At 67.8% G+C, this 20728-nt stretch carries 18 protein-coding genes and 4 pseudogenes; 6 read left to right on the top strand and 16 right to left on the bottom strand.

What is annotated here, in order from left to right:
* The first annotated feature begins 55 nt into the window (after positions 1 to 55).
* Positions 56 to 502, top strand: coding sequence for a winged helix-turn-helix transcriptional regulator (locus tag ACIRGB_RS30740; protein ID WP_403871889.1), 447 nt, complete (start codon positions 56 to 58; stop codon positions 500 to 502).
* Positions 503 to 977: 475 nt separating this feature from the next.
* Here ACIRGB_RS30740 and ACIRGB_RS30735 read toward each other — a convergent pair.
* A pseudogene (locus ACIRGB_RS30735) lies at positions 978 to 1889 on the bottom strand (IS5 family transposase).
* A gap of 36 nt (positions 1890 to 1925) precedes the next feature.
* Here ACIRGB_RS30735 and ACIRGB_RS30730 point away from each other — a divergent pair.
* Entirely contained in the window at positions 1926 to 2555 is a 630-nt protein-coding gene (locus ACIRGB_RS30730) for a class I SAM-dependent methyltransferase (RefSeq protein WP_403871887.1), read from the top strand.
* A gap of 41 nt (positions 2556 to 2596) precedes the next feature.
* The gene (locus ACIRGB_RS30725) at positions 2597 to 3565 is read left to right on the top strand and encodes a PIN domain-containing protein (RefSeq protein ID WP_403871885.1); all 969 of its coding nucleotides are present in this window, start codon (positions 2597 to 2599) and stop codon (positions 3563 to 3565) included.
* 572 nt (positions 3566 to 4137) lie between these two features.
* Here the strand turns inward: ACIRGB_RS30725 and ACIRGB_RS30720 are convergent.
* The 4 genes and pseudogenes from ACIRGB_RS30720 to ACIRGB_RS30705 all read right to left on the bottom strand — a co-directional run.
* A pseudogene (locus tag ACIRGB_RS30720) lies at positions 4138 to 4377 on the bottom strand (anti-sigma factor family protein); the annotation flags it as partial.
* The gene (locus tag ACIRGB_RS30715) at positions 4374 to 4694 is read right to left on the bottom strand and encodes a PadR family transcriptional regulator (RefSeq protein ID WP_246534307.1); all 321 of its coding nucleotides are present in this window, start codon (positions 4692 to 4694) and stop codon (positions 4374 to 4376) included. The pseudogene ACIRGB_RS30720 and the gene ACIRGB_RS30715, both read right to left, overlap by 4 nt.
* A 70-nt stretch (positions 4695 to 4764) precedes the next feature.
* Entirely contained in the window at positions 4765 to 5088 is a 324-nt protein-coding gene (locus ACIRGB_RS30710; protein ID WP_403871882.1) for a hypothetical protein, read from the bottom strand.
* On the bottom strand, positions 4973 to 5245 hold the full coding sequence (locus ACIRGB_RS30705; RefSeq protein WP_403872243.1) for a DUF6083 domain-containing protein: 273 nt from the start codon (positions 5243 to 5245) through the stop codon (positions 4973 to 4975). The genes ACIRGB_RS30710 and ACIRGB_RS30705 overlap by 116 nt, the downstream gene beginning before the upstream one ends.
* Before the next feature lie 364 nt (positions 5246 to 5609).
* Here ACIRGB_RS30705 and ACIRGB_RS30700 point away from each other — a divergent pair, with 364 nt between their 5' ends.
* The 3 genes and pseudogenes from ACIRGB_RS30700 to ACIRGB_RS30690 form a co-directional block, all read left to right on the top strand.
* Positions 5610 to 6458, top strand: coding sequence for an endo alpha-1,4 polygalactosaminidase (locus tag ACIRGB_RS30700; RefSeq protein ID WP_403871880.1), 849 nt, complete (start codon positions 5610 to 5612; stop codon positions 6456 to 6458).
* Positions 6459 to 7008: 550 nt separating this feature from the next.
* Positions 7009 to 7428: pseudogene (locus ACIRGB_RS30695) on the top strand (ISAzo13 family transposase); the annotation flags it as partial.
* Positions 7429 to 7470: 42 nt separating this feature from the next.
* A pseudogene (locus ACIRGB_RS30690) lies at positions 7471 to 7812 on the top strand (hypothetical protein); the annotation flags it as partial.
* Positions 7813 to 7870: 58 nt separating this feature from the next.
* Here ACIRGB_RS30690 and ACIRGB_RS30685 read toward each other — a convergent pair.
* From ACIRGB_RS30685 to ACIRGB_RS30635, 11 genes are all read right to left on the bottom strand, one after another.
* Positions 7871 to 10648 carry an AAA family ATPase gene (locus ACIRGB_RS30685; protein ID WP_403871878.1) on the bottom strand — a complete coding sequence of 926 codons (2778 nt, stop codon included), beginning with the start codon at positions 10646 to 10648 and terminating at the stop codon, positions 7871 to 7873.
* Between the two features lie 763 nt (positions 10649 to 11411).
* On the bottom strand, positions 11412 to 12752 hold the full coding sequence (ccrA, locus tag ACIRGB_RS30680; protein WP_403872241.1) for a crotonyl-CoA carboxylase/reductase: 1341 nt from the start codon (positions 12750 to 12752) through the stop codon (positions 11412 to 11414).
* Positions 12753 to 12802: 50 nt separating this feature from the next.
* Entirely contained in the window at positions 12803 to 13354 is a 552-nt protein-coding gene (locus ACIRGB_RS30675) for a hypothetical protein (protein WP_403871876.1), read from the bottom strand.
* 247 nt (positions 13355 to 13601) lie between these two features.
* Complete coding sequence (locus tag ACIRGB_RS30670; protein WP_403871874.1) at positions 13602 to 14435, bottom strand: SDR family NAD(P)-dependent oxidoreductase; 834 nt, start codon at positions 14433 to 14435, stop codon at positions 13602 to 13604.
* Positions 14436 to 14673: 238 nt separating this feature from the next.
* Positions 14674 to 15855: an LLM class flavin-dependent oxidoreductase gene (locus ACIRGB_RS30665; RefSeq protein WP_403871872.1), complete on the bottom strand. Its 1182-nt coding sequence runs from the start codon at positions 15853 to 15855 to the stop codon at positions 14674 to 14676.
* 650 nt (positions 15856 to 16505) lie between these two features.
* Complete coding sequence (locus ACIRGB_RS30660) at positions 16506 to 17702, bottom strand: cytochrome P450 (protein WP_362024177.1); 1197 nt, start codon at positions 17700 to 17702, stop codon at positions 16506 to 16508.
* A 26-nt stretch (positions 17703 to 17728) separates the two neighbouring features.
* Complete coding sequence (locus tag ACIRGB_RS30655) at positions 17729 to 17920, bottom strand: hypothetical protein (protein ID WP_333748777.1); 192 nt, start codon at positions 17918 to 17920, stop codon at positions 17729 to 17731.
* Positions 17904 to 18725, bottom strand: coding sequence for a thioesterase II family protein (locus ACIRGB_RS30650; protein ID WP_403871870.1), 822 nt, complete (start codon positions 18723 to 18725; stop codon positions 17904 to 17906). The genes ACIRGB_RS30655 and ACIRGB_RS30650 overlap by 17 nt, the downstream gene beginning before the upstream one ends.
* A 59-nt stretch (positions 18726 to 18784) precedes the next feature.
* Positions 18785 to 19258 carry a nuclear transport factor 2 family protein gene (locus ACIRGB_RS30645; protein WP_403871868.1) on the bottom strand — a complete coding sequence of 158 codons (474 nt, stop codon included), beginning with the start codon at positions 19256 to 19258 and terminating at the stop codon, positions 18785 to 18787.
* Between the two features lie 92 nt (positions 19259 to 19350).
* On the bottom strand, positions 19351 to 20193 hold the full coding sequence (locus ACIRGB_RS30640; protein WP_403871866.1) for a mycofactocin-coupled SDR family oxidoreductase: 843 nt from the start codon (positions 20191 to 20193) through the stop codon (positions 19351 to 19353).
* 104 nt (positions 20194 to 20297) lie between these two features.
* On the bottom strand, positions 20298 to 20720 hold the full coding sequence (locus ACIRGB_RS30635) for an allene oxide cyclase barrel-like domain-containing protein (RefSeq protein WP_358747072.1): 423 nt from the start codon (positions 20718 to 20720) through the stop codon (positions 20298 to 20300).
* Positions 20721 to 20728 lie beyond the last annotated feature (8 nt).

Raw genomic sequence — 20728 nt, 5'->3', positions numbered from 1 at the left:
CGGGAAGTAGGCACTTTGGAGTGCGTAACCCACCCATCGGTGAGAGGTGCGATCAGTGACGACGACGAAGGCGGCTCAGAAGAGGGCTGAGGCCAAGGAGCAGTACAACGCGTTCCTGGCAGGGTGCCCCAGTCGGCAGCTGCTCGACCGAATCTCGGACAAGTGGGTCGTCCTGGTCCTGTGTGCGCTGGGCGGCGACGACAACCCTGGCCAGCCCGGCGCAGCACACGCAGACACTCCGAAGGCGATGCGCTACTCCGAGATCTCTCGTCTTCTGGCCGGGGTCAGCCAGAAGATGCTGACCCAGACGCTACGGTCGCTGGAGCAGGATGGTCTGCTCACCCGTACCGTGACGCCAACCGTCCCTGTCACCGTCTCCTACGAGCTGACCGACCTCGGCCTCTCGCTCCATCACATGACGCGCGGGCTCAGGAACTGGGCGCAGACACACATGGCCGAGGTCCTCGCAAACCGCGAGAACTACGCCTCTCGCACCTCCTGACGACTCACCTCCAATCGTCCGACAGCTCTATGTTCTCGGCGCTGCACCCTCAACTGCGAAGAGCCGGGTTGACACTGCGCCAGCTCCCGGCACTCATGGGTGCCGGGCGTGGGTGGCAGGGGTGCGGGAGCGTTGAAGGACACGCTCCGCGGTCCTTCGAGCGTCCACCTCCCAACAGTGGACGTGGCTAGTCTTCGTGGGTGCCTGCCAGACGAACGGCTGGGGTGCGCTTTGCGGACGCATGGGGACTGCGCGCATAGCTCGCCTGCGAACTATGGTGTCCCACCACATACGCCTCTGACCTGCGCCTTCCTACGGTGTGGCGACACGCAACCGTCCCCGCAGATCCCCAGGAAGTGGTGCCGATGTCGTCGCCCGCAGCCGCTCCACCAGCCCCGAACAACCTCAAGCGCATCGTCGCCGCGTCCCTCATCGGCACCACCATCGAGTGGTACGACAACTCATTCGACCGGGGCTAGGGCCTGTCTGACAAATGATTACCCCGTGGACTCGCGGAGCCAGAGGATCAAGGAAGCCAGGACAACTCCGGCACGGTAGCGGTCGCCGAGCTTGTCGAACCGGGTCGCGATCGCGCGGACCTGCTTGAGGCGGGCGAAGCATCGTTCGACGACGTTGCGGTCGCGGTAGGTGACCTTGTCGAAGGTCGGCGGCCGGCCGCCGAGGGCTCCGCGTCGGTGGCGGTTCGCCGCCTGGTCGCGGCGCTCGGGGATCGTGGCAGCGATACCCCGGCGCCTCAGCAGATGGCGGATGGCCCTGCTGGAATACGCCTTGTCACCCAGCACACGGTCCGGTGTCGTGCGCGGGCGGCCCGTGCCGAGGCGCGGGGTGCGGATGCCGTCGAGGACCTGGCCGAACGCCGTCGCGTCGTTGACGTTGCCGGGCGTGAGCACAATCGACAGGGGCAGGCCCCGGCCATCGACGGCGAGATGGACTTTGGTGGTCAGTCCGCCTCGGCAGCGGCCGAGGGCCTGGCGCGCCTGCGAGCGGCCCGGATCTTCCAGTTCGTCCCCGTTCACATCCCCCTTTTGCGGGCGCCGACTGCGTGCTGGTGGGCTCGGTTGATGGTGGAGTCGACGGAGACGGTCCATTCCACCCGGCCCACCACGTCATCGCGGACCTGAACGTGCTCCAGCAACCGTGCCCAGGTGTCGTCCGCCTCCCAGCGGGCGAACCGCTCGTAGACGGTCTGCCACGGCCCGAACCGGTCGGGAAGATCCCGCCACGGAGCCCCGGTCCGCAGCCGCCACAGCACCCCGTTGACCACCTGCCGGTGATCACGCCACGGACGGCCCCGTCCGTCCACCTGAGGCAAAAGAGGCTCTATCCGCCTCCATGCCGCATCCGTCAACTCACCTCGACCTGCCACAAGATCAATTATCAGACCGGCTATAGAGTCCTGTCCGTGGCGAATCATCTGGACGAGACCAGGACGGCCTACGACGGTGTCGTCGAGCTGTACGCATCGCTGTTCGCAAACCGGCTGGAAACACAGCCTTTCTCCCGGGCCATGATCGGCACCTTCGCCGAACTGGTGCGCGCGACGGGCAACCTTCGGACAGCGGACGTCGGGTGCGGGCCCGGACATCTGACAGCCATGCTGCACGAACTCGGCCTGGACGCCTTCGGACTAGACCTTGCCCCCGGCATGGTCGACCACGCCCGGCAGGCCCATCCGGCGCTGCGCTTCCAAGAGGCGCGGATGGAATCCCTGCCGATCGAGGACGCCGCGCTCGGCGGCGTGCTGGCCCACTACTCAATGATTCACACCCCTCCGGGGGAACTACGGGAGCTGCTCGCCGAACAGGTACGCGTCCTGGCACCGACCGGTCTGCTCCTGGTCTCCTTCTTCGGGATCGACGGACAAGTACCGGTCCGGTTCGACCACAAGGTGGCGCCCGCCTACAGCTGGCCGGTGGATCGCCTCGCCGAACTGCTGGGCGATGCTGGGCTCGATCCCTTCGCCCGGCTGCTCCACGATCCATCCTCTGATCGGGGCTTCTTCGACACCCATCTACTAGCCCGCCGTTCGTAGCCACTGCCCAGTCCCCCCATGCCGATCGGCGCACCTCCGGATTGCCAGCTCAGCCGAATCTCGCTGATCAGACCGAAATTGCCTGTCAGACACCCCCTAGCGACGAGGCCCTACGGCAGGCGATCTACCGGGAGGCCAACCGGCTGCCGCCGTGCAAAGAGTCGAAGGGTCAGAAGACCGGTTCGCGGGATGCCGCAATCTGGCTGTCCGCCGTGGAGTACGCCGAGGAACACCCCGACGAGACCGTCTTCTTCGTCAGCGCGAACACGAAGGACTTCGGCGACGGCACCTCGTACCCGTACCCGATGAATAAGGACATCGCCGACGCCGGCGTGGCCGACCGGTTCATTCTCATGACCAGTCTGGACGAGGTGGCAAGCCACTTCACCGAGCCAGCAGAGGTCGACGAGGGCCTAGTCGCCGAGATCCTAGGCTCTGCGGCAGTTCTACAGGATATGGCTGAGACCGCCGAGGTAGTCTTTCCCGCCCCCTTCGATCCGACTTTCCAGTGCGCAATTCCAGTGTCGGACGGCAAGACGGTCATCGAACAGGCGAGGAACTGGCAGACGGTCGAAGCGGACCTCGGCTCAGCCGATGACATTCGCGCCTACCGCATCGGCAAGCAGGAATGGTGCACCGCCTCCGTCGAATGGCACATCACCGGCTTTGTGCAAAGCGAGTGGTTCGGGCTGACGTGGGGTGCCGTCACTTGGAAGACGGCCGTGCTGTTCAACCTCGACCTCCAGAACCCGAGCCTGACTGTCCTGCGTGAGGCGCCACCTCAGCCCTCGGGGGATGACGCTCTCCGCGCGCTGGGGATTCCCTGCCCTGATGCGACAACGGTCGAGCGAGCGCTGGCCTCACTACGGCAGGCAGCCAACGCTGCCGCTGACGCCACCCGGTCTTGGCCTAGCGGCGGCCTGAGCGGGTGGCCCCGTACCTACGAAGGTGCCATGGTCCGGCAGGCACGGGGCCAGCGCATGAGAATGGGTGAGACGTCCGCTGGATGAGACCCTGCCCGCCGCCGGGCCGCACTGAAGGACCCAGGGCGGGGAGCGCCTTCTCCACCAGCTGGCCGGCGACGCTGCTGCGCCTACTCGCTTTCGGGCGTAGCGCTGTCGGCCAGCTCGATCCCTCGGACTCGCTGAAGCCAACGGACAAGGGCGAACATGGCGATGCCGCAACCGCCGACCCAGCCCCATCCCTCCGTCAGGAGAGTGTGCAGCCCGTCGTGCTTCGCGATGTAGAGCACGAGCAGTGCCGGTGGCAGCCCGATGAACGTCTCCCGGCGGTTCCGTGTGCCGAGCACCCAGTCGACGGGACGCCACAGGCGCCCGAGGCTGTCCCTCAGAAAGAACCGGAGGGCGGCCACGAGGACCCCGAGCGCGTATCGCCGCTGCTGCCAGGGCGTGAGGGATACGCCGTCTTCAGGGCTGCCGTGGAGGTCGGCCAGCCACGCGGACCTCATGGCACGCCGATCGCCTGCGATCCTGGCCGCGAAGGATGCCCAGCGTTCCGCTCGCGGCTTCGGCGCGGGCCGCGCACGTTGGTCCAGTCCCACCTCAAGGGTGTTCGTCGCGATGACTGCTTCCAGCCGCGCGACGGTCGCCTGGCTGGGGGGCGGCGGAGCGGCCTCGGCGAAGATCGCTTTGAGGCGTCGCTGCGCGTCGGCTTCTGCCTTGCACTTGGGGCACGTCGCCAGGTGGGTGAGTACCCGCTCGCGGGCGTCCGTCCCGAGCTCTCCGTCCACGAGTGCGGCCAGACGATCTCCCAGGTGCCGCAGCGCATCCGGGAGGGCCTCTTCCGGGTTGGGCTCGCTCATGCTTCACCACCCGCAGGGCGCAGGCTGAAGCGGGCGCGACGCGCGTTTCGGGCTTCGAGTGCTGCCAGCGCCTGGGCGCGCCCGACGCCCGTGAACTCGTAGAACCGGCGGGCCGGTCGCCCCGGGTGGGCTCCCGTTTCCTCCCAGCTCCTGAGCCAGCCGCGTTCCAGCAGGCGATCGAGGATCGGATAGACGGTGCCCGGGCCCAGATCAGCGTCACGGCAGATGCTCAGGCCCCACGCAGGCGCGTCGGGCTTTGCGTCGAGGAGCACCCTCATGACCCCCATGGTCGGCTTGGTGAGCCTGATGTTCGGCATACGCCGAGTCAACCATGTATCGAGTACGGACTACAAGCGTATATCGAACACGATGCAGAATCGGTCACGGTCACCCAATTCGCCGGCCGTACGCGGACGCTGGCCCATTCACCGCACCACCGCGGCCGAGCTGCCCCGGCTGCGGGGCCTGCGGGAGCGGCGGGTGGACGATGGCGCCCTGGTTGGCTTCCGGGATCAGGCCGTAGATCTGCACGCACGAGGAGTCGATACGGCCGGGCGAGTCCGGGTCGGTGGGCTGCCACGTCGTCCACTCCCGCTCAAGGTCGGTGAACGCACCGCGCGTGCGGACCTTGTCCTGCACCATCTGCTGGGCGATCGGCTCCGCCCTGAGCAACTTCCCCTGCTTGGCGCGCACCCGCTGGATGGCGGGCATCAGCACACTCTCCGGGATCACCCCTTCCCGAGCAAGCGATCAGGTGCGGGACACGGCAGGCGGTGCCCGGTGCCGGTTCGTCCAGGGCTGGGTTCCAGGCGATGCCGTCGCTGTCCACCCGCCAGCGGTGCCCCGGGGGGACGAGGGGCGCGGGGATCAGGCCGTCGGGTTCGAGGAGGACGTGCCGACCGGTGTATGCGCGGCGGACGTCCGGTTTGCACTGTATCCGGCCATCGTTCGATTTGAGCCGTCCGCTCCGTTCGCATGCGCAGGCACTTCACAGACGAGTAGATGACCGTAACTCCCGAGCGGGCACACCCGGTTCCAGCCTGCAAATAGGCACCCGTCGGAGCGCCGTGGAGTACAGCCGCCAAACCGTTCGACACCTCCGCATCCAGCCCCTCGGCATGCCCGCGGCAGCGGGACTGTGAAACAAATCCGGTCATGTTGCGTAGAGCGCCTTGTTGGGTCCCTTGTCGACACTCATCCTGAAACGTTCGTCAGCAGCCGAGAGGAGAACGGTGAAGGATCCGCGACGCCACGCGAGTGACCCCGACGTGATCGGGCAAACAGCAGGCTTGGTCAACTTCCTGCGCGACATGGTCCACAGCAGCCATCAGCGACAGCGTGACGACCGCAGTCGTGAGCACCTCTGGCTGGCCAAGCTGCCGGCCCCCGTCAGCAGGCCAGCACCGCGTTCTGACGGCCTACTGCTGAAGCTCGACCACGTCCCGCAGTGTGCGCCGCCCGACCTGCCCGACTCGCTCGACGGATGGGTGGAGCCGGCCCGCTGCCTCGATCCCGACGGTGGTGATCCGCCCCTGGCGGAGGAGGGACCGGGGACCGAGTTGGTTCGCGCCGCGAGCGGGAACATCGTCTACGACGGCGAATGGAAGGAAGCCATCCTCGACACCCGTACAGCGGACAAGCGCCAGCGCATCGCCGCGAAGGTCGGTACATGGATCGACCAGTGCGGGGACAAGGGCTTCCAAGCCATCGAACCGGACAACTTCGACAGCTTCACCCGGTCAAAGAACCTGCTGGACGAGGCCGACGCCCAGGCCTACATCAAGCTGCTCTCGACCCGTGCGCACGCCGACGGTATGGCCATCGGCCAGAAGAACACCGTTGAGCTCTCCGGCAACCGCGTGGAGAACGGGCTCGACTTCGCGGTCGCCGAGGAATGTGGCGAATGGGAGGAATGCGGCGACTACACGGCCGATTTCGGGAACAACGTGATCGTCATCGAGTACACCGCCGAAGGCCTCCGCGACGCCTGCGCACAGTTCGCCGACACGCTGAGCATCGTGCAGCGGGACATGGACGTGTCACCGAAGGGAAGTAGCACGTACGTTCGCGAGACCTGCTGAGGCCCCCGAGCCGGAGTGGGGGGGGGGGGGGGGGGGGGGGGGGGGGGGGCGGGGGCGGGGGGGGGGGGGGGGGGGGGCCCGCCCCCCCCCCCCCCCCCCCGGGGGGGGGGGGGGGCCGCGGGGCCGCCCCCCCCCCCCCCCCCCCCCGCCCCCCCCCCCCCCCCCCCGCCCCCCCCCCCCCCCCCCCCCCCCCCCCCCCCCACCCCGGCTCGGGACGGCGTCACGCGATGAACTCGACGAGTCCCCACACGCTCGCGTCGAGGCAATCGATGGTGGGCCGCCCAAGGGTCTGACCGCCGCGTCATGGCCCGCAGCCTCGAAACGGATACTCGGCGGGGAGCGACTACCGTCGCACCGGGCCTGCATCCTGGACTGTCGCAGAAGAAGCGCCCCACCCTTACGTGGAGCAGCGACTTCGGCTCGGTCTGGCCGTCATCACGACCGGCATCCAAAACCCTGCTCCCTCCCCTATGGATAAGGGCTCGCAGAGAATCAACGTGTTGCTTTCGGTCTTGTGGCTCGTTGATGTGGTACTCGTATCTCCGAGTCGATCCGTGACCAACTTGCCCTGACGTTCGACGTGTTGTTCCCGCACCTGCCTAGGCCCGGATCCTGGGACACGGCGGGATCCGGGCCGTCGCGCGGGCGGCCGAGGTCAGCGAGACCACAGTCCGCAACGGCGTCGACGAGCTGGAAGGGGCGCGGAGCCACTGGGTCGGGTCTGCCGCCCCGGCAGCGGGCGAGAGGGCCGCCGAGGTGGGGCCGCGGCTGCGACCTGCACTGTTGACGCTGGTCGAGCCGGACACGCGCGGGGACGCGACGTCGCCGCTGCGCTGGACGACGAAGTCGACACGCGAACTCGCCGCCGAGCTCACCCGGCAGGGCCACCGTGTCTCGGCGGACGCCGTCGGCGACCTGCTGCGCGAGGAAGGCTTGCCTGCAGGCCAACGCCAAGACGATCGAGGGCAACTAGCACCTGGACCGCGACGCCCAACTCCGCTGTATCAACGGACAAGTGATCCAACGGCTCGGTCCACTGATCGCGCTCGAGCCGTCCCGGGCCACCACCGATGCCGCCGACGGGTTTTGGATCGTAGACGGCACCCTCGTCCCCGTCCGTGACCGCAAGGCCGACTCCTCGTCACGCAACTACCGCTTCTCGGCAAACGTGCAGGTCATCGTAGACGCCGACACCCGCCTGGTGATCGCCACCGCTAGGTCCGTGCAAGGGGGGAGCATGTGATCGGCCGGATGAAGAACTACAAGATCCTCCGCGACTGCCGGCACGCGGCGACGGCCTCCACCACGCCGTCCAGGCCGTGCCCACATGCACAACCTCACCCTCGCATCATGACCAGAGGACCGTCTCCACCCGTCCTGGCCTGCCCAAACACAGTCTTGTGCAACACCCTTCAGGCGGAGGCGTCCTGGAGAGCGGGGTGGGGGGAAGGAGGTTGGACCCCGAGGCGGGACTGGAGCTGCACTCGTGAACTGACCCCCAGTTTGCGGTAGATCCGGGTCAGGTGCTGCTCCACCGTGCTGGTCGTGAGGTGGAGCTTGCCGGCTATCTCCCGGTTGGTCAGGCCCCTTGCCGCGGCCTTGGCGACCCTCCGCTCCGCATCGCTGAGCGCGAGCATGTCGACTTCCGTCTCCTCCAGCACGTCCGGCGCGCCGACCCGCCGAGCGGGCTGCTCCGCGAAATACGCCTGCCTGATGCTGTTGGTCTTGCGGGCCACCGACCGCGCCCGGCCGGCGTCCCCGAGCTGGGTGTACGCATCGTGCAGCGCGGCGAGCGCACTCGCCAGCTCGAACATGTCCCCGCTCCGGTGCAGCACGTCCACGGCCTCGCGCAGCATCGGTGGCCGGCGGTGCAGTTCGCGGGTCGCCGCCAGCAGCCGCATGGTGCGCCCGCGCACCCGCAGGTGGCAGTCCGTGCCGATACGGCGCAGCTGCTCGCGGGCGTAGCGCGCGGCCGTCTCGTGGTTCCCGAGTTGCAGGTGGGCGGCGGCCATCTCCGTACGCCACGACAGTGTCTCGGTCCGGGCCATCCCCCACTGGTCGAGCAGGTCCGCGACGGCCTGGAAGTCGTCGAGTGCGACCTGGGCGAGACCGCGCTCGACATAGTGACGGCCGCGCGCCAGCAGGTAGGACAGCCCGAACGGCGTCTCGAACATCACGTCCGGCACCCGCAGGGCCAGCGTGCGTGCCGCTTCGTCGTGTTTGCCCTGTAGCGTCTGGGCCGTCAGCAGGGTACTCAGCGGTTCAGCGGCCAGTACGCCCCAGTCGGCGACCGGCAGGAGTTCGAGCGCGGCACTCGCCCGGGAGGCCGCAACGCCGAGCGAGCCCCGGCGTAGGGAGATGTCCGCCGCGATCGCGCAGAACAGCGCGCGCCAGGTGGGTGCCTGGAGATCGAGGCAGGCCTGCATCAGCTCCCGGCACCGCTGCTCGGCCTCCTCCAACCGCTCGGCATACACCATCGTGCGCAACGCGAGAATGAGCGGCAACAGGTTGATCTCGGTCAGCGGCTGCTGCCACAGCGCCTCGTCGGCCTGGCCCAGCCGCTCCGCGGTCGCCCCCTGATGGTGGGAGCTCTGGAAGTGTTCGAGCAACCGATAACCGATGGCGCCCGGAGGCGTGATCGGCGTGCCGTTCGTCCTGCTCTCGCAGGCCACGCGCCGGAAGATGCCGGGATACACGTCGGCCAGCCACATCCGTACCATCTCGAACTCCCACGAGGGCGGGGAGCCCGGCGGCACGTCTGCCGCCAGCCGGGAGAGCACCGAGCAGGCGTCCTCCACCCGGCCCTGGAGCAGCAGCATGATCACCGGGAGCGTCGTGTCCCGGCCCCGGAGCCGGCCGCTCAGCATCGCCTCGGTCAGCTCGGGCAGATGCCCGACCGAGGCTCGCAGGTCGTCCCGCCACCCCGCCCGCAGCAGCAGGGCCAGGATCTCCACCCGACGCCGGCCGCCGGTATCCACCTGGTACGCCAGGCGCAGCAGCTCCGTGGCCCGCCGCGCGTGGCCCTCCTTCAGCGCCTGCTTCGCCCCCTCCACCAGGTTCAGCACGGCCGACGGGTCGTCGAGACGGCCGGAGGCGACGAAGTGCTCCGCGATCGTCAGGGAGTCCGCACCGCACGCCTTGAGCAGATCCGCAGCGCGTCGGCTCAGCTCGGAGCGGTCCGCGGCCGAGAAGGTGTTGAGCACGACGCCGGCCATGACCGGGTGCCGCATCCGGCCGGCCTCCACCAGACCCGTGCGGGTCAGTACCTGCATGGCGACGGCGACCCGGTCCGACGGGACGCCGACCAGCCGGTCGAGGTAGGCGAACCGCGACGGCTCACCGACGACCGAGATCGCACCGGCGACCCGCAACGTCACCGGATCGCAGCGGGCCAGGACGACCTGGACCGCCCGCTCGAACTCGGGCCCGGTGTTCAGCTCGGCCAGCGGGCCGTCGCCACCGGTGGCGGCCCGGCTGTCCTCCAGTAACGCATGCAGCAGGAGCAGATTGCCACCGGTGAGTCGATGGGCCTGCGCGGCCAGCTCCGTCGAACCGGACTCGAGGAGTCTCCCGGCCATGATCCGCGCGACGCCGCTGGACGACAGTGGGGCCAGCAGCAACCGCCGCAGATAGGGCTGCTGGTAGAGCTCGGCGCACAGGAGGCGGGAGTTGTCCTCGGACGTCTCGACGTCGTCGTCGCGCCAGCCGAAGACGATCAGGATGCGGGCGTGCCCGGCACGGCGGAGCAGATAGATCAGCCAGTCCTGGGAGAACGCGTCGAGATACTGCGTGTCGTCGATGGCGATCACCACCGTGCTCTGCTCGGCCAACTCCAGAACCGCCGTCGCCAACCCGTCCAGCACCCGGGACCGGCTCACCCCGTCGCACGCCGCATCGGCGAGCAGTTGGTGGTCGAGCAGACCACGCACGGTCGCCGCCCTCTCTCGGTCGAAAACCTCACCGGCGAGCAACTGCCGCACCATGCCCAGCGACAGCGAGCTCTCGGTCGGCGCCCCACTCGCCCGCAGCAGCCGCGCCCCCGCCTCACGAACCCGGACCCCGAACTCCTCCAACAACGCCGTCTTACCGGTTCCGACAACCCCGTGAAGCACGACAACCCGCACGCCCCCGGCGGCGGACTCCGCAAAAGCTGCCGCCAACTCAGCGAGCTCGGACTCTCGCTCGATCATGCACGATCCCCTGACTCTCATGAAGCTGTACGTCGCGCGCACCGACATGCCACTCGGAACGAGGATTAGGAATACGGAAATCGATGGGTTGAGACCGGACGTCAATGCCACAAATTCAATGCGACCGACCACTCCTGCGGGCCGACATTTGCCACCACGACGGCCATACTCATATCTACCCCAGCCGATCACGCCGTTGAACCTATGGGCGGAATAAGGAACTGTCCTGGTTTCAACCTCAGTTGGTGCTGCGAGCTGGGGGTTCGTAGTCGCTCGGCAGCGGTTTCCGGTCGGCGCGACAGGCGAATGTGCCCTATCTCACCGCGCAGGCAACGGTGGTCGCGGGAGTCGACCCCATCCGGCGGTGGCGATCTCTTCGTGCGAACTCGACACCGGAGCCGAGGGGTATACCGAGAGCAGGACTTCCGTCACCCGGAGTCACAACAGGTTCTTACGCATTGAGGCCATACCTTCCAAGACCAAGGCCGGGCCCGCGAGGTTGACAGAGCCAGAATTTCTTTGTCTTGGATACTGCGTACATTAAAAGTCGAAACGTCCATGACAAACGTTCCGCCTCGTCTATGAACGGCGCCGTGACGGCCGCGAGAGAGTGACTTTCACCGCGACACCGGCCGCGTCGAGGTGCTCGGCGACGGGGGTGCTGATGCCGTGCGCTGCCCGCACAGCGCAGATCGGCTCCACACCGCCGAGGCGGTCCCCCATCCCGGCGGTGAACACTGCGAGCGCGGGTGTACGTCCGGCGTCACCGGACGGAATCCCGGTGCACCTGACGGAAGGCGTTGATGCTGCCGAGGTGCCGGGCACGTTTTTCTCTGTTCCGCACGCCGAGGCCCTCTTCCGGCGCGAGGCACAGCACGCCGACCTTGCCGTGGTGCACGTTGCGGTGCACGTCGAGCGTGGCCCGGCCGGTGTCCTCCAGCGCGTAGGACTTCGACAGCGTCGGGTGGATGAGCCCCTTGTCGATCAGCCGGTTGGCTTCCCACGACTCCCGGTAGTTCGCGAAGTGCGATCCGACGATCCGCTTGAGGTTCATCCACAGGTACCGGTTGTCGAACTGGTGCGTGAACCCCGAGGTGGACGCGCAGGTCACGATCGTGCCGCCCTTGCGGGCCGCGTAGACCGAAGCGCCGAACGTCTCCCGGCCCGGGTGCTCGAACACGATGTCCGCGTCGTCGCCGCCGGTCAGCTCCCTGATTCGGGCGCCGAACCGCTGCCACTCCTTCGGGTCCTGGGTGTGCTCGTCCCGCCAGAACCGGTACCCCTCGGCGCTGCGGTCGATGACCAGCTCCGCACCGAGGCGGTGGCAGATCTCCGCCTTCTCCGGACTGGACACGACGCACACCGGGATGCCGCCGCCGTTGAGCACGTACTGCGTGGCGTACGAGCCGAGCCCGCCGGAGGCGCCCCAGACCAGCACCACGTCGCCCTGCTTCATGTTCGCACCGTTGCGCGACACCAGCTGCCGGTACGCGGTCGAGTTGACCAGCCCGGGGCTCGCCGCCTCCTCCCACGTCAGGTGTGCGGGTTTGGGCATCAGCTGGTTCGCCTTCACCAGGGAGATCTCGGCGAGGCCACCGAAGTTGGTCTCGAAACCCCAGATCCGCTGCTCGGGGTCGAGCAGCGTGTCGTCGTGGCCCTCGGGGCCTTCCAGCTCGACGCTGAGGCAGTGCGCCACGACTTCGTCGCCGGGCTTCCAGCGGTGCACCCCGGGCCCGGTGCGCAGCACGACACCCGAGGCGTCCGAGCCGACCACGTGGTGGGGCAGGTCGTGCCGCTTCGACAGCGGGGACAGCTTCCCGTAGCGCCGGAGGAACTTGAAGGTGGGCAGGGGTTCGAAGATCGAGGTCCAGACCGTGTTGTAGTTGATCGCGCTCGCCATCACCGCGATCAGCGCCTCACCGGGCCCGAGTTCCGGTGTCGGGACCTCCTCCACGTGCAGCGACTTGCGCGGGTCCTTGTCCGCGCTGGCGATGCCCTCGAACATCTCGGTCTCGTCGGCGTGTACGGTCACACCGCGGTAGCTCTCCGGCACCCGCAGCCCGGCCAGCGCGCCCGGGTCCCCGGTCACGATGGCCTGCTGAATCTCCTTGAGCTCTGCGTTCGGCACGGCTTTCCTTCCTTGGCTGGTCCGGTTCACGACAGGAGGTCCGCGTCGGCCTCGTCGTCCTCGCCGGCGGCTCGCTCGTCCGGGTGCCACCAGTCGTTCCCGTTCTCCGGCGGCCGTCCGGCCGCGGAGTCGAGGAGGTTGTCACCGGGTCTGGTGAGCCACTCCCGCAGCGCTTCGGCCCACCAAGCCGTGTCGACGACCCAGTCGAGCGCCGGCTGGTCCGCCAGGTGCACCTGTCCCGCGCGGACGCGCGCCAGCTCTTCGGCCCAGCCGGCGACTGCGGGGCCGAAAGCGGCCTCCGGGTCGGCGATCCCGAGCGCCTCGCCGATGACCGGCCAGCCGATCCCCTCGGCCCGTGCGGCCACGACGGCCCTCCCCACATAGCGGGAGACCAGCTCGGTCAGTGCTCGTCCGGCGCGCAGCGCGGCGAGATCGGTTTCGTCCGGCCAGTGGTGTTCCGGCACGACCGTGTGCCGCGCGCAGCGAGCAACCGCCCACGCTGCCTGGGCGGCGGCGACTTTCGCATGCAGTGCTACGGGAAGTCCGTCGAGTCCGGCGTCCGCGCGTGCCTCGGCCACGGCCTTCACCGGTCCCCGGTCCGGATCATGCCGACCGGCAGCGGTACCGTCACCGCGACCGCATCTCGCGCGCTGATAACCAAAGTGTGCACACGCTCTCCCTTGCCACTACTCACAGGCCGGCGGGCCCGACTTCCGGATCACGGACTCGACCGAGTCCACCCCGCAGGCCTGGGCGGCACGGCCGGGGGACGTTCGTGCCGCGGGGCAGGGCCTGGGACCGCGGCGCGATGCGAAACGGTCGGACTCAGTCGCGGTGCGCGGTGTCCATCGCCTTGCCGCGCCACGGGGCGATGTGCTCGGCAACCAGCGCGTTCTTGGCCTCGAGACGCTCGTAGGCGTCGCTGCCCACGAGCAGGTGCGAGGGCAGCGTCTCGCCGTCGGTCACCTCGACGATCAGCGCCGCGCCCTTGACCGGGTCCCCGGGCTGGGCGTGGTTGGCCGCGCCGACCCCGTCGCGCACGAGGTGGGCGGGGGTGCCGTCGTAGGCTGCCAGCCGCGTCTCGGAGACCGCCAGGGAGCTGGGGTCGAAGAGGTCGGTGCGGAACGCCCCGGGCTCGACGACCATGCTCTGGATTCCCAACGGGCCCACCTCCGCGGCGAGGGCTTCGCTGATGCCGGCGACCGCGAACTTCGAGGCGCTGTACAGGCTCACCCCGGGCTCGCCCTCGAACCCCGCCCGGGAGCCGATGTGCACGATCTTGCCCTTGCCGGCAGCACGCATCGTCGGCAGGACCGCTCGCGTCACGTTGATCAGGCCGAAGACGTTGACGTCGAACAGCGATCTGGCCTCGGCATCGGTGACCTCCTCCAGCGCGCCCACCAGTACGCGGCCCGCGTTGTTGACCAGCACGTCGATCGTGGTGAACCGATCGACGACCTCCGCGACGGCACGGTCGATCTGGGCCTGGTCGGTGACGTCGAGGGTGACCGGATGGCATCGTTCGGCGGCGCGCAGGTCGTCGGGCAACGCGTCGAGTCGCCGGGCGCCGACGGCGACGTCGTGTCCCGCTTTGAGGGCATGCCGGGCTGTCTCGGCGCCCAGCCCCCGGGCGGCTCCGGTGATGAACCATGTCGCCATGACGGAAACGTCTCCTTCTGCAGGCATCGGTGCTCGCTGCCGGACCGCGGCCCGCGGCCCGGCGAAGTCTCTTCTTGGTCTGGCGGTGACGGTGTGGCGGCTCACCGCGCCGGTCGGGGCCCCGGCAGTGCCGCGGCCCGCAGGACCGTGTGGTGATGCGCCGATGTCACAGCCACGGACCACCTGACCCGCCTGGCTTTGCTCGTCGACCGCGGCCGGGCGGGTCACGACGGCACGGTCAGGACCCTCCGGCCACCTCGTCGGCGTACTTGCGGTTCATGTGCTCGAGCGCCGCGCCGGCCGCGACGGTCGCCTCCTCGCGCCGCGCGAGGATCCGGGCCCGGGCGTCGTGGGACGCCTGGGCGTGGCTGGTTCCCGCTCCCTGGAAGTGCGGGGCGACCTGACGAGCGACGAGTTCCCACGAGCGCCACTTCGCCGTCGGGGCGGCCCAGTCGTGCGCCAGCAGCAGTACGGTGCCGAACCCCCCGGACTGGTCGACCATGCGCTGGATCTGGCGGCGGACGTCGTCGGCCGTGCCGATCGCGCCCAGGCCCGATTCGTTGACGAAGTCGATCAGCTCCCGCGTACTGCCGTCGGGCAGCGCGAGCCCAGGCGTGGCAGCGTTGTCATTCAGATGCCTCAGCCAGTCCCGCAGCCCGAACTCAACGTCGTGATAGGCCTGTTCCCGGGTCTCGGCGACGTGCACGTTCGTGACCAGCCGCCAGGTCCTGCGGTCGGGCGCCGGCCGTCCCGCGTGGGCGGCGCGCTCGGTGGCGATCCCCCAGTGGTACGCCAGCGCGTCGAACCCGTCCTGGCTCATGGTCGCCCCGAGCGAGATCAGGCTCACACCGCGGCTGCCGGCCAGGCGCGCGCCGGTCGGCGACGCCGTCGCGGCCACCGCGATCTCGAAGCACGGTTCGGTGTACGGGCGCAGTTGCAGCATCGCGTCGACCAGCGTGTGGGTCCCGACCGTCGTGGTGACCGACTCGCCGGCCAGCAGCCGCTGAATGACGTCCAGATGGGTCTCGAGGAGCTCACGGCTCTCGGTGGGGGTCATGCCGATCATGGCGACGTCGGAGGGCAGGGAGCCGGGACCGACCCCGAGCATCACCCGGCCCTGCGTGAGGTGGTCGAGCATCACCATCCGGTCGGCCACCCACAGCGGATGGTGGTACGGGATCGAGGTCATGCCGGTCCCGAGGCGGATTCGGGTGGTGCGTTCCGCTGCCGCCGCGATGAAGATCTCGGGCGAGGCGATGAGGTCCCTACCGGTCGAGTGGTGCTCCCCGATCCAGGCCTCGTCGAAGCCCAGCCGGTCGAGGTGTGCCATGAAGTCCAGGTCGTGGCGGAGCCACCACGTCGGGCTCTCCCCCAGCGGGTGGATCGGGGGCAGGAACGCGCCGAAGCGCAGAGTAGTCACAAGTTCTCCACCAGGTCGGCGTCCACATCAGTCACTCGCGGCCGCAGCGCTTCCACACGACGGACGGTACGTGCGCCGGCGAAGAGCCGACGCGGACGGGTGTGCTCGGTCGGGTCGGTCGGCACCCGGCGCGCGTCCTCGTGGCGCGTGGCCGGCCGACCGGTCTTGTCGTAAGCGAGCCACCGGGTGACCGGCCGGTCCCGTCGCGGCTCGTCCGGCTCCGGCGGGGAATGGATGAGTGAGGGCGCGGGCGGAGAAGGGGTCAAGACAGGCGCTTGGTCGGCGTGAGCCATGCATCAACCTCCGGGAAGTTGCGTGCGCCCCACGATAGGTTCTGCGACTCGGCGAACCATCCCCCTAGTTTTCCCGGTGGCCCCTCCCCTAGTTGTCACCCGCCATCTCTGGGGTCTCCGGGTCACCCTCCCCGTGCCCGACCCGGCGGCGGGACTCGACATGCGGAGGTGGGCAGGCCCGCCGCCCGGTGAGCAGCTCGCTGGAGTCACCGCGCGCCCGCCGGTGTCGACGTCCGCAGCCGCGTGCCGCGGTTGGCAGCGCGGCCTCGCTCGACGAGCGGAGGCCGCACCTCATTACCGCTGGTGCGGGTGTCACAACGGGTTGGCCCCGGTCACGAGTTCACGTGCCCGGTTCAGTCATGCCGCGCTGATCTGGATCCCCCGAAGGCCCCGCAGTGTGAAGTCGGGGCCGAAGTCGACATCGCCCGCGATCTCGAAGTCCGGCAGCTTGTCCAGCAGGCGATTCAACCAGATGCGCATCTCCATCCGGGCCATGTGGATGCCAAGGCAGATGTGGGGACCGAAACCGAAGCCCAGATGCGCTTTACGGGTACGGGAGATGTCGAAGGAGTCCGGGTCGTCCCAGCGAGCGGGATCGCGGTTCGCGCAACCCAGAAGAGACACGACCGCGGATCCTTCGGGAATCGTGAATCCCCCGACCTTCGACTCGTCGCTGCAGGAGAAGCGCAGGACCGACTGCGTGAGAGTCGACCAGCGGTGGACCTCTTCGAGTGCGGCCGGAACAAGCGACCTGTCGGCGACCAGCGCGCGGCGTTGGTCAGGATGGCGTCCCAGCGCGTACAGCATCATCGCCATCACCTGCGCCGTACTCTCGTTCGCCGCGACCGTCAACATCGTCCCGTTTGCCAGTATCTCCCGGTCGGGCATGGACGGCGCGAAATCGTCGAACACCATCTGGGCCATGAGCGATCCGTCGCTCACCCCCCGGGCACGGTGCTTCTCGATGAGGCCGGCGATGTACGAGTTCAGAGCGATCGACGCCGCAGCGCCGTCCGCGACGATCTCCTGCCCCCTCGGGGTCGGGTCCAGTCGTGCGCCGAGAACCGCCGCCGTTGCGTCACTCCACTTGATGAAGTCCTCGTACACGTCCTCTTCGGCGCCCAGCAGTTGGGCGGTGACAACAGTGGGAATGATCCGCGTCATCTCCGCGAGCGCGTCGAGAGGTTCGCCGGAGCGAAGGCGTTCAACGAATTGATCCACATATACGTCCACCACTCGCTGTATCCGCGCCGCCCAGTCGACTTCGACAGTCCTGCGCTCGAAGTCCGGCTCCCAGATTCCGCGGACCGTCTGGTGTCGCACGCCATCGGTGCCGAGAAAGGTCGGTCCGCCGAACGCTTTCTCCATCTCGGGGAGCACGTTTGCGGAGTTGAAATGGCGGATGTCACCGAGTACTCGCGCACAGTTGCGATGCGACGTCACCATGTACTGGTCGTGGTGGGAGTTGTAGACAACCGGCCCCAGGGTCCGCCACGCGGCCATGGTCTCATAGGGGTCCTGCACGAAGTCGGAATCAAGCATGTTCACGTCCACGGTGGGACATTCCGCCGCCGCAGATTTCATTGCACATCCTCTCCCTGGCCGGGATCTGTGTCACCGGGCGTCATCGAGGCCAACACGTGTTCAGCGGGGACGTTGTAGCGGTGGGCGTCCATCGTGTGCAGCTGGGACAAGCGGATCAGCTCGTCCTTGTCTGCCGCCTCGATGAGACCTCCGCACATCGGGCAGCTCACTTCAAGGCCGACGTCCATGGCCGGCTCCCCCTTCCGGTCGCAGCGGTCGAGTGCGTTCGGAACCGAGGCCCAGGAGCACGCGCCTCACGCAGTCGGCTATCTCGGCGACGTGCTCATGTATGAAGAAGTGACCTCCGGTCAGAATCTTCAGTTCGAAGGGTCCCGCTGCATGCCCTCGCCAGGCACGAGCTTCCTCGAGCGACACGCTCGGATCGCGATCGCCGGTTATCGCCGTGATCGGCACGTTCAATCTGGTCTCGGTCGTTGGCGCGCGATATGTCTCGACGGCCCGGTAATCGGCACGGACAACGGGGAGGATCATACGCCTCATCTCGTCGTCGTCGAGAAGAGCCGGATCGGTTCCTCCCAGCGATCGAAGGTTGGCGATGATACTTTCGTCGTCGGCCGCGTGGAAATCCTCGGCGCGATGACACGACGGGGCGCGACGTCCGGACGCGAACAGCGCGAGCGGCATTCGGCGATTGTCCCGCTGAAGGCGACGCGCCACCTCGAAGGCCACGACCGATCCCATGCTGTGACCGAAGAACGCGAGCGGTTCCGTTCCCCACGGGATCAACTCCTCGCAGATCTCGTCGGCGAGCCGACCGATGTCCTCGATCAAGGGCTCGTGACGCCGGTCCTGCCGCCCTGGATACTGGACCCCGAGCACCGATACATCCGGTTCGAGTGAGTTCGCCAGCGAACGGAAGTATCCTGCGGAACCGCCCGCGAACGGGAAACAGACGAGGTGTACTTGACCGCCCCGAGCCGAGCTTCGCAGGGGCCTGATCCATGATCCGTCACTCGTGGTTGATGCGTGCACGTTCCTTCTTCCTCAGGCCCTGCGACCGGAATGCCGCTGATCGTCCCGTAACTTCCAGCCTACTGATCGAACGGGTTCTGCCCTGCGGGGAATTCGAAGGCACCGACCTCCGGCCTGGTCAACGGGATCACCTTGCGACTGGAAAACTTCCAGACCCCCGCCTCGCGCACGTATTCGTCCTGGTAGTACGCGGTGGCCCGGGAAAACCCACCGGCCCGTACATCGCCCTGGGCGAAGACATGGCAGTTGCCGGACGCCCGGTCGCCGCGGATCTCGTTGACGACGTGGTTGACCGTCATGTGACAGAGGTTCTCCATCTGTCCGTAGATGTCGACCTCGAAGTGGTGGCGGATCTCGTCCTTCCCCGTGAACTTGCCCAGCCCGAAGCCTTCTTCGTCGAAAACCGGGCTGTCATCGCTGAACAGCTCCATCAGAGAATCGAACTGGCGAGTGTCGAGTCGAAAGGCGTATTTGGCCGTCAACTCAATGATGTCGAGTCGATCGACCGTCAGAGGAAGTGCGCTTTCCGTCATCGTGAGTAGCCCTCCGGTAGCTTGTTTCGCGTGCGCCTGAGACGCTGACAGTTATGTGGTGGACCGATGAGCGATGTGCCGCGAGCCGGCGCCTATCGCATCTTGTTGGGTAGCATCATTCCGGCGTCCACCGGAAGCGTGATTCCGGTGATGTGACGCGCCTCTTCCGACGCCAGGTAGACCACGGCGTCGCTGACCCCTTGCGGGTCCAGCCAGCCGGTGGGCAACGCGCTCATTTCTTTCATCACTTCGTTCGCGTCCTCCGGTGTCGGATCGGAGACTTCGGGCAGGTAGATCTTTCGCATCTGAGCGTTGTTGACCATCGGCGTGTCGACGTTTCCAGGGTTCACCGAGTTCACCCGGATGTTGTGTGGTGCCAGCTCGACCGCCAAGGCCCGCATCAGCCCGACCACGCCGTGCTTGGATGCGGTGTAGTGCGCCATGGTCGGCACGCCGATCAAGCCCGCCGTCGAGCTGATGAAGACCAGCGATCCGCCTTCATTCCGTTCGATCATGTGGGGGATCACCGCCTTGACGGTCTTCCACGACCCCGTCAGATTGACGTCGATGATCTCTTGCCAGGCCTCGTCGGTAAGTTCCCACGAGAACCCGAAGCTGGACATTCCGGCATTCGCGCACACGACGTCGATGTGCCCGAACTCGGCTATCGCCTCGTCGACGACATCCTGCAGCTCGTCGGAGTTGCGCGTATCTGCCCGGCGCGCAAGGATCCGCCGCCCCAGCTGTTCGACCAGCTGCGTCGTCGAAGAGAGGTCCTGACCGTCCGCGCCCGGATACGGCGCGGTTTCGAGGTCTGCGCACAGGTCGACGGCAATGATGTCCGCCCCCTGTTGGGCGAGGCGCACCGCATGCGAGCGCCCCATTCCACGCGCAGCGCCAGTGACCAGTGCGACTTTCCCGGCGACCCGGCCCATTTCTCAACCTCCACGTCAGAGAACAAAGGTGTCCGATTCGCGGCGTGAAGCCACGAATACTGAGAGGTGAGTGTCCTCACCCCGTCACGGCGTCGCGGGGTCGTTCACTCGGCGGAGGCGAACATGATCAGTTTCACGTCGGCCCCTTCCACCTTGCCGAGGTCGTAAGGGCGCCAGGCCATGAACCCCGTCTGGCCGAGATAACGGCCACTGGTACCCATGCTCGGGTAGTAGGCCCAGTCCCCTGAGAGGAGGGAGCCGAGATCGATCCAGCCGGCGACCCTGATCGTTCCGGAGCCGTCCTCGAAGACGACTTCGTTGGTCAGATAGGCCATGAACTGCTGGTCGGACTCTCGCCGGTAGTGAATCTTGTAGCCACCCGAGGTGGTGGCCACCTTCTCACCGGACTTGGTGAACAGGGCGTGCTCGTAACTACCGCCCTGGCCGACCTGGATGTTCTCGAAGTCCTCGATGTCGGTGGTGGCGCTGATCGTTGTCTCGACCAGTTCCTCGTAGCTGTTGATCACGGCTTCGG

The organism is Streptomyces sp. NPDC102490 (genome assembly GCF_044765285.1).
Classification (GTDB): Bacteria; Actinomycetota; Actinomycetes; order Streptomycetales; family Streptomycetaceae; genus Streptomyces.
This window is presented reverse-complemented; position numbering and strand designations above follow the sequence as displayed.

What these genes read in the sequence shown, in the direction of transcription:
- ACIRGB_RS30655 (WP_333748777.1), bottom strand. Translation starts at nt 17,920, where the DNA reads ATGGACGTCGGCCTTGAAGTGAGCTGCCCGATGTGCGGAGGTCTCATC.
- ACIRGB_RS30715 (WP_246534307.1), bottom strand. Translation starts at nt 4,694, where the DNA reads ATGCCGAACATCAGGCTCACCAAGCCGACCATGGGGGTCATGAGGGTG.
- ACIRGB_RS30710 (WP_403871882.1), bottom strand. Translation starts at nt 5,088, where the DNA reads ATGCCCGCCATCCAGCGGGTGCGCGCCAAGCAGGGGAAGTTGCTCAGG.
- ACIRGB_RS30685 (WP_403871878.1), bottom strand. Translation starts at nt 10,648, where the DNA reads ATGATCGAGCGAGAGTCCGAGCTCGCTGAGTTGGCGGCAGCTTTTGCG.
- ACIRGB_RS30670 (WP_403871874.1), bottom strand. Translation starts at nt 14,435, where the DNA reads ATGGCGACATGGTTCATCACCGGAGCCGCCCGGGGGCTGGGCGCCGAG.
- ACIRGB_RS30645 (WP_403871868.1), bottom strand. Translation starts at nt 19,258, where the DNA reads ATGACGGAAAGCGCACTTCCTCTGACGGTCGATCGACTCGACATCATT.
- ACIRGB_RS30640 (WP_403871866.1), bottom strand. Translation starts at nt 20,193, where the DNA reads ATGGGCCGGGTCGCCGGGAAAGTCGCACTGGTCACTGGCGCTGCGCGT.